Genomic DNA, 6,359 nt, shown 5'->3' with positions numbered 1-6,359 from the left:
GAGTACGCCAACACCGAGAACGGCACCGACTACACCCCCGCCCGCCTCTACCACACCGAAACCGGCCGCTTCACCACCCGCGACCCCCACCCCACACCCCTCAACAAATACCAAGCCTTCGCAGCCAACCCAGTCGAATACACCGATCCCACAGGCTACCTCCAGCTAAAACCGCGCCGCAGCCCACAGGCATTTGAAGATCCCGAGCGCAGTCCGGTGTCAGGGCGCAGCATCTCTGTTCCGGGCGACAGAACGGATGCGTCAGAGCAGTCGGCGCAGCAGAACGCACTGGAAGCCGTAAATCCCGAAGCCAATGCCTCGCCGCATAAGAGTCCTGTTGCAGCAGACCGTAACCTCACCGACGACCTAGAGGCCAGATATCCGACCTCCGGGGAAACTCGGAGGAAAGAAGAGGAGGAGATGCGGATGAAAGAGGCGCAAATACGGAAGGAAGAAGATCGCAAAGCCCTCCACCGCCGATTCTTGGAAATTTCCGAGCAGGCCTGGAACGGCTGGGGAAGCACCCGCTTTGAAGCCTTTATCTACAACTCCAGGGAGCATATGAATTTGTACCGCATCGCCGAAGGCCCCCAGCAATATCTGCAGCAGCTCGGCAATGGATACGCGGATGATTCGCTTGTGAATTTCAGGAGGAGCGTGATCGTTCTGGTAAGGAACTTCGACGCCTTCAAGAAAAGCAACCCGGCGGATCCCATGTCCGCGGCGGGGTCTCCTGAGCATCAGTGGATATCCACACTCCAAACAATCCGCGACAGCTGGATAACTCGCAAACTGGTAGGCCTGCAAGATTCCTCGCCTTACACGCTCCTCATGGGATGAATCAAAAGCCTGTTGGGTGGGCGGCTCGGAACGGCAACGAGTTGGGGAGCAATGCGATCGGCTCGGGTTGAGCCGTGGCACGAGAAGGGCCGCACCGGTGAGGACGGCTGCGGAGCGATCCTGGGCCCGCGGCCTAGGCTCATCCTGCCGTGTCCGGTGTGTCCCGCCAACATCTCGGCGAGTCACCGAAGGATCGGGTGCTGTCACGTGTCGGTGGTGTGATCGCCTGAGGGCGTGAAGAAGCGGTAAGCGGCTGGTTGCTCAGGCCGCGGCGGGCATTGCCGGTGATGTGATTGCAGGTCGTGAGCGGACGGTTTTTCGAGGCGTGGCGTCTGGTGGACCTTTCCGCGGGGCCGGTCAGCGATATGGATGAGATCATTCTTAGCAGATATCGTGACGGGCCGCAGACCACCGGTGCCTCCTTGTCGGAGGCGGCGGTCTGCGGCCTGGCCGCATGGGCCACCGTTACGCCGCTCGCTGCAGTCCCGGGGATCGATCCCGCCGGTCCGGCAGCTGCAGCCCTGCTCCACAAACCGGAAGTATGCAGCCCCCGGGGCAGCTCCTCCTGCCCTGCGGATTTTCCTTGAGTATTTGGAAGTCCATCGGGCACTCCGGGAACCTGGAGTGTTGGGGAAACCGACCTCAAGGCGCCCTGTTATGGGTATGCCAGGTGGACGCAGCTGCGAAAAGGATGCGACAGTACCCGGATCAACACACTAGACTGCTCGGGCACCTCCAAATACTTGCTACCACTTGTGCACTTTCAGGAGATAGCAAGTCCCCATAGCGGACCTCAACGCCTTTAGCGTAGTTAGGGTCGGGGGTAAAGGTAGCGTCTTTCCAGTCCGACAAGGTGTCGACATGGGTTCCGTCACTGAGAGTGAAATCTCCCCCAATCGAAGACGTCTGGGGATTCCAGAGAAAATACGTACCTCCAGGAGGCACCTCCGGGTCTCGCTCAATACGCAGCAGCCAGATCAGATGTCCATCAACCCTTGCGCGAACCCATTCCAAATTATCGAATACTATTCCTGCCGAATGAACGTCTAATGCCGATGCGCGCGTAGAAGCTACAGCGGCCTCTCCGGTAGCGGTCGATACGCCGGCGGCGCCCAATAGGATTGTACTCGTTAACGGTATCACCAGCAATGAGGAAATCGTCACTTTGAAGTTCACATCTGCCCCTAACTGGCATCACGAAGGTACAGCTTGACGTAACTGGAGGAGGGAAAATCGAAACCTTATCGAGCGCAATCCGGATGCGCGATGCGCTATTCGGTCGATCGCTCAAAAGGAGTCAAAGCCGACTTTCTCTCGATGGCTACATATAGCCTGCGCCGCGTCGGATTTCGCCGCATCCACCAAACGGCGGTCCTTAAGGTTACCGATTTCGGCTTGTCGCGGTGAACCTCAATGAGGCGTCCTGGCCGGTGGCCGGTGACTGTATGTGAGGTATGCGGGAAGGATCGGGCCAACTGACCCTCTTGCGGGCCGTAAGTTTGCACGGAGTTCGACGACGTTGCGTTTTCTGCAGAGCTGTCTGTCGAAGACGGGTGGCCTGCCGCCGTCGCGGCTGCGGCGGGATCGGTGGCCCCGCTGGTCACGGCGTTCGGGGATGGTGTGAGCGATCCCGCGTTTGCGCAAAGCGCGCCCCCCACCCGCCCGCGCACTGCGACAGGCGTCCCCGGCGACGGCATGCCCGCCGGGGGTGCGACCGCGCGGGCAGCGGCCAGGACGACTACGCAGGCAAGCACCGCAAGCACGCCGCGAACACTCAGGCGGTCACCGGCCCGGCCGGTGAGCACCGGGCGACCCGGAGCAAACCGGCCGAGAAGCTCGCGGAGGAACGGCAACGGTTGCACCCGCTGCCGCGCGAGCCGTTCACCGCGACCCACCCGCCGGGTCACCTGGGAATCGACGGTCTCGGTCGAAGCGGTCCGCTACTCGGTCCCGCACGAGCTGATCGATACCCGGGTCTGGGCCCGCTTCCACGGCGACGAGCTGATCGTCACCGCGATCGACGAGGACGGATCGGCGCGTGAGGTCGCCCGCCACCAGCACGGCGAGCCCGGCAGCCCGGTCCTGGACGACGGCCACTATCCGCCGAGGCTGTCGCACTCTCGAAGCTCTATTCGATAGCGGAGGTCGACCGGGCACTGGGCACCGCCGCGGTCACCGCCCGCTTCGCGGACAAGGACCTCATGTCGATCCTCGACTACCAGTCCGTCCATGGGCTCACCGAGCCGGTCCGCCGCAGCGAGAACCACTCGCTGCAGCCCGGCACCAACGGCGACCCCCTGGCCGAGGCCATCGAACTCACGAGGCCCTCAAACTGCCCCACATCCGTCGATCGCTGACCGACATCATCCCCACCGCGAAGGCCCAACGCTGGGACCCGGCCGAGGTCGTCCGCGTCCTGCTGGCCGAGGAAGCCGCCGGCCGCGACCGGGCCAACCTCCACACCCGCCGCAAGCGGGCCGGCTTTCCCACCGGCAAGACCTTCGGGGACTGGCACGAGAACAAGTCATCCGGTCCGCCGCCGACCTCGATACCCCGAACAGCGGGGCGAGCTGTCTCATGGTCAGGTTCGTTCGCCAGTACGCCGCAACGAGCAGGGCCCGGTCCTTCATCGGAAGGCTCCACGGCCAGCCCCTGCGGACAGCCTCCGCACCCTCGCGCCGCAGAACCGTCACCAGCTCCCCGAAGGCGCGAGGGCGCAGTCCCGTGAACGGGGCTGTCAAGGCAGGCCCGGACGCCGTGACCACACCAGCCACAGCAAGATCATTCCACTATCGAGCTGCTGCCGGGTCCTGCCCACAGCCTGGACATCAGGCGACCGGGCCTGGCCCATCGTTCAGGATGACCCCATGAGCCGAGACCTTGTGACGCTCCTCCACGCACGCCTGGACGAGGAAGCCGATCTGGCCCGACGGTGCGAGGGTGACGGCTGCGGGGAGTGGACCGCTGACGGGCACACGGTCGACTTCTGCCAGGGAGAACTCTCCGGCTTCCATTCCACGATCGCCCTGCACGCCGCGCTGCACGACCCGACTCGCGTCCTGCGGGAGGTCGAGGCCAGGCGACGCGTGCCCGCCCGACATGTGCTCAGCCCTGCCACGGGCGACCCTGAACTACCGTGGGACAGCCGCGATGACTGCCAGGACGACGGCGATAGCTGGCCGTGCGATGACCTGCTCGACCTCACGTCACCTTACGCCTGTCACCCTGACTGCACCATGACTACCCCGGATGCCCCTGAGGCGGAGATCGTTTATGGGACAACCCTTAGGGCCGACGAATGCCCGGCCCAGGGGCTCGAGGATGGTGTGTGATTGCTTTTCTGTAAGGAAATCGCAAAGCTTGCCGCTGTGGGTTGTTGCCCTGCGGTTTGGATCCGTCGGGCGAATCACCTGACTCCTACTAGAGGACTGCATCAAGAGGAGGCAACACCATCAGTTTGACGAGCCGAATGTGGGAGGAGCGGGAGCAGGGGCTACTGTAATTTCACGAGAGCAGACGTAAACCGTCACGATGGCTGTAGCACAAGAAGAAATGCGAGAATGTGGGACCCCGTACTTTGCAGGCGCCGCTTTCCGTCATTGCCGGCTTCGCCGTAGTGGTGTTCACGCCGCCTGTCCATTATGCAGGAATTATACTGGCAGGCCTCACTGTTTATACAGCTTTAACGCGACCAGCGGCCGATGTCGCAACAGCGGCCTTTCTCGCAGTGGCCTCCTTCGTGCTGCTGATTGCACGAAAGGGGGATTGGCATGATCTCCAAAGCGGCACAATCCTGATTGTTTCAGCAGTAGTTTGCGGTGCAAGCGTTCTGGCTGCATATTCAAAAAGCGTGAGGTAGGTTTGCGTCTGCGGTCGCGAGGCCGTCCTGCTAGTGTGCCGTCGCGCGCGCCAAGCGCGGCCCCCCCCCCTCACTGCATCCTGCAGCGTCTACCGCTTGCCACAGCCGTGAAGACCGGACCCTGGTTGCGCGGAGATTACTACACTGGGCGCGACTGCCGCTGCGATCCGCTATGGCGGAAACGGCACTCCTTCTCCACCTCAGGGAACTGTTCCTTAATCGAGTAGACCGCGACGCATGGCCTCGGCGACCACTGCCCCCCTGCTCGACACTCCCAACTTTTCGTAAACTCGCTGAACGTGAGACTTGACCGTTGTGGGTGCCAGATACAGATGCTTCGCTATTTCCGGAATCGACATCCCAGCTGCAATTTTACTGAGCACCTCATGCTCGCGAGGCGTGAGCTGCATTTCCTGCGCAATGTGGTTCCTTCTCATCTCACCTACGAGGCCGGCGGTCACGTCGGGCGGCAGAACGGCCTCCCCCCGGGCGCAAGCAATCACGGCCTTTCTGAGCTCGCCGGGTTGGATGTTCTTAGTGAGAAAACCCGAAGCCCCGTTTAGAATCGCCTGATATGCGCTCTTGCCGCTCTGGGAGAGCGATAGTATAAGGATCTTAGTGTTAAGCCCTTCGCGGGCCACCACTGTGGCCACATGAGCGCCACATCCTGACCGCATCGTGCAATCCACGATGGCGATGTCGGGGCGAAAGGATCGTATCTTGTCGAGCGCGGATACCCCGTCAGCGGCCTCGCCGACGATTTCCACTTCTGGATAGGCACTGAGGGCTTGGGAGACACCCATTCGGAACATCGGATGATTATCTGCAACGAGAACTTTCACTCTGCGGGTGTCCGCAATCACGTCGAGACTCCTGAGTCAAGTGGGGGCAGCGGGGATCCTGCCCCCTCGCCCTTCAAAGGTGCCCCCTCTCGGCGTTGAATGGACTCCTCCAGGTGGACCGGATTACGGATCGTCGAGTCAACCGATCGGTTAACCGGAAATCCCCCTCCAGTCACACGACTAGAGGGTTCCAGTTGGCATCCGCGTTTAGTTGGATGCCGTTAGGATATTTCACCAAATAATCAGAACTTCGTGTATGTGGTTTCATACGGTGCCCGCCGGAGGCGGCTGCGATCGGCGGCCAGGTTGCCGTGGTGGCTCCGTCATCAGCCTCAGGGCGGCCGGCCCACGGGTCGTGGCCGGCGATGCTGCCGTCGTCACCGGTCCACACCGGCTGGCTCCTGTCGGCGCAGGGGCTGTTCGGGGGAGAGACAGCGGTCCGGAGGTTTGTTCTCCTAGACAGCGCATATGACCGAAGTGTGACTGTCTCTCCGGGGTTGATCCATGCCTTCCGCTCGTTCCTCTCTGTCTTCTCCCTCTGTGTGCCGTGTCCGCCGGAATGGTGTGGCCGGCCTGCTGGCCCTTGCTGCTGCCGGCACTGTTGCGGGGGAGGGTGCGGGTGAGGCGTTCGCTGCTCCCGGCTCCCGCTCGGCCGCCGCTGCCGCAGCGGTGCCGGGTGCTTCCGGCACCGTGGCGGGTGTGTTTGCGCCGGGTGAGGGGGCGGGGGGTGCGGTGGATGTGCGGACCGGCCGCTACTCCCTGGAGGTGCCGCTCCTGGCGACGGCGGGGCGTGGGGAGGCTTCGTTCGGCCTGTCACT

At 62.6% G+C, this 6,359-nt stretch carries 3 protein-coding genes and 2 pseudogenes; 3 read left to right on the top strand and 2 right to left on the bottom strand.

The features are described 5' to 3' along the window. Nucleotides 1-840, top strand: an 840-nt coding sequence (locus tag IF89_RS43605) for an RHS repeat-associated core domain-containing protein (RefSeq protein ID WP_199820621.1), incomplete at its 5' end; no start/stop codon positions are given. A 1,802-nt stretch (nucleotides 841-2,642) separates the two neighbouring features. Further along, nucleotides 2,643-3,197 (top strand): annotated as a pseudogene (locus tag IF89_RS43600) (Mu transposase domain-containing protein); the annotation flags it as partial. Between the two features lie 168 nt (nucleotides 3,198-3,365). On the opposite strand, the pseudogene IF89_RS43595 reads toward IF89_RS43600, so the two are convergent. After that, nucleotides 3,366-3,614: pseudogene (locus tag IF89_RS43595) on the bottom strand (helix-turn-helix domain-containing protein); the annotation flags it as partial. A gap of 93 nt (nucleotides 3,615-3,707) precedes the next feature. Here IF89_RS43595 and IF89_RS0134560 point away from each other — a divergent pair. Further along, nucleotides 3,708-4,172 carry a DUF6221 family protein gene (locus tag IF89_RS0134560; protein ID WP_234328012.1) on the top strand — a complete coding sequence of 155 codons (465 nt, stop codon included), beginning with the start codon at nucleotides 3,708-3,710 and terminating at the stop codon, nucleotides 4,170-4,172. A gap of 742 nt (nucleotides 4,173-4,914) precedes the next feature. On the opposite strand, the gene IF89_RS43590 is transcribed toward IF89_RS0134560, so the two are convergent. Then, a complete protein-coding gene (locus IF89_RS43590) occupies nucleotides 4,915-5,562 on the bottom strand; it encodes a response regulator (protein ID WP_199820620.1) in 648 nt (215 codons plus the stop codon). Between the last annotated feature and the right edge of the window lie 797 nt (nucleotides 5,563-6,359).

The sequence above is a fragment of the Streptomyces sp. NRRL F-2664 genome, from assembly GCF_000719345.1.
In the GTDB taxonomy this organism is placed as follows: Bacteria; Actinomycetota; Actinomycetes; order Streptomycetales; family Streptomycetaceae; genus Streptomyces.
This window is presented reverse-complemented; position numbering and strand designations above follow the sequence as displayed.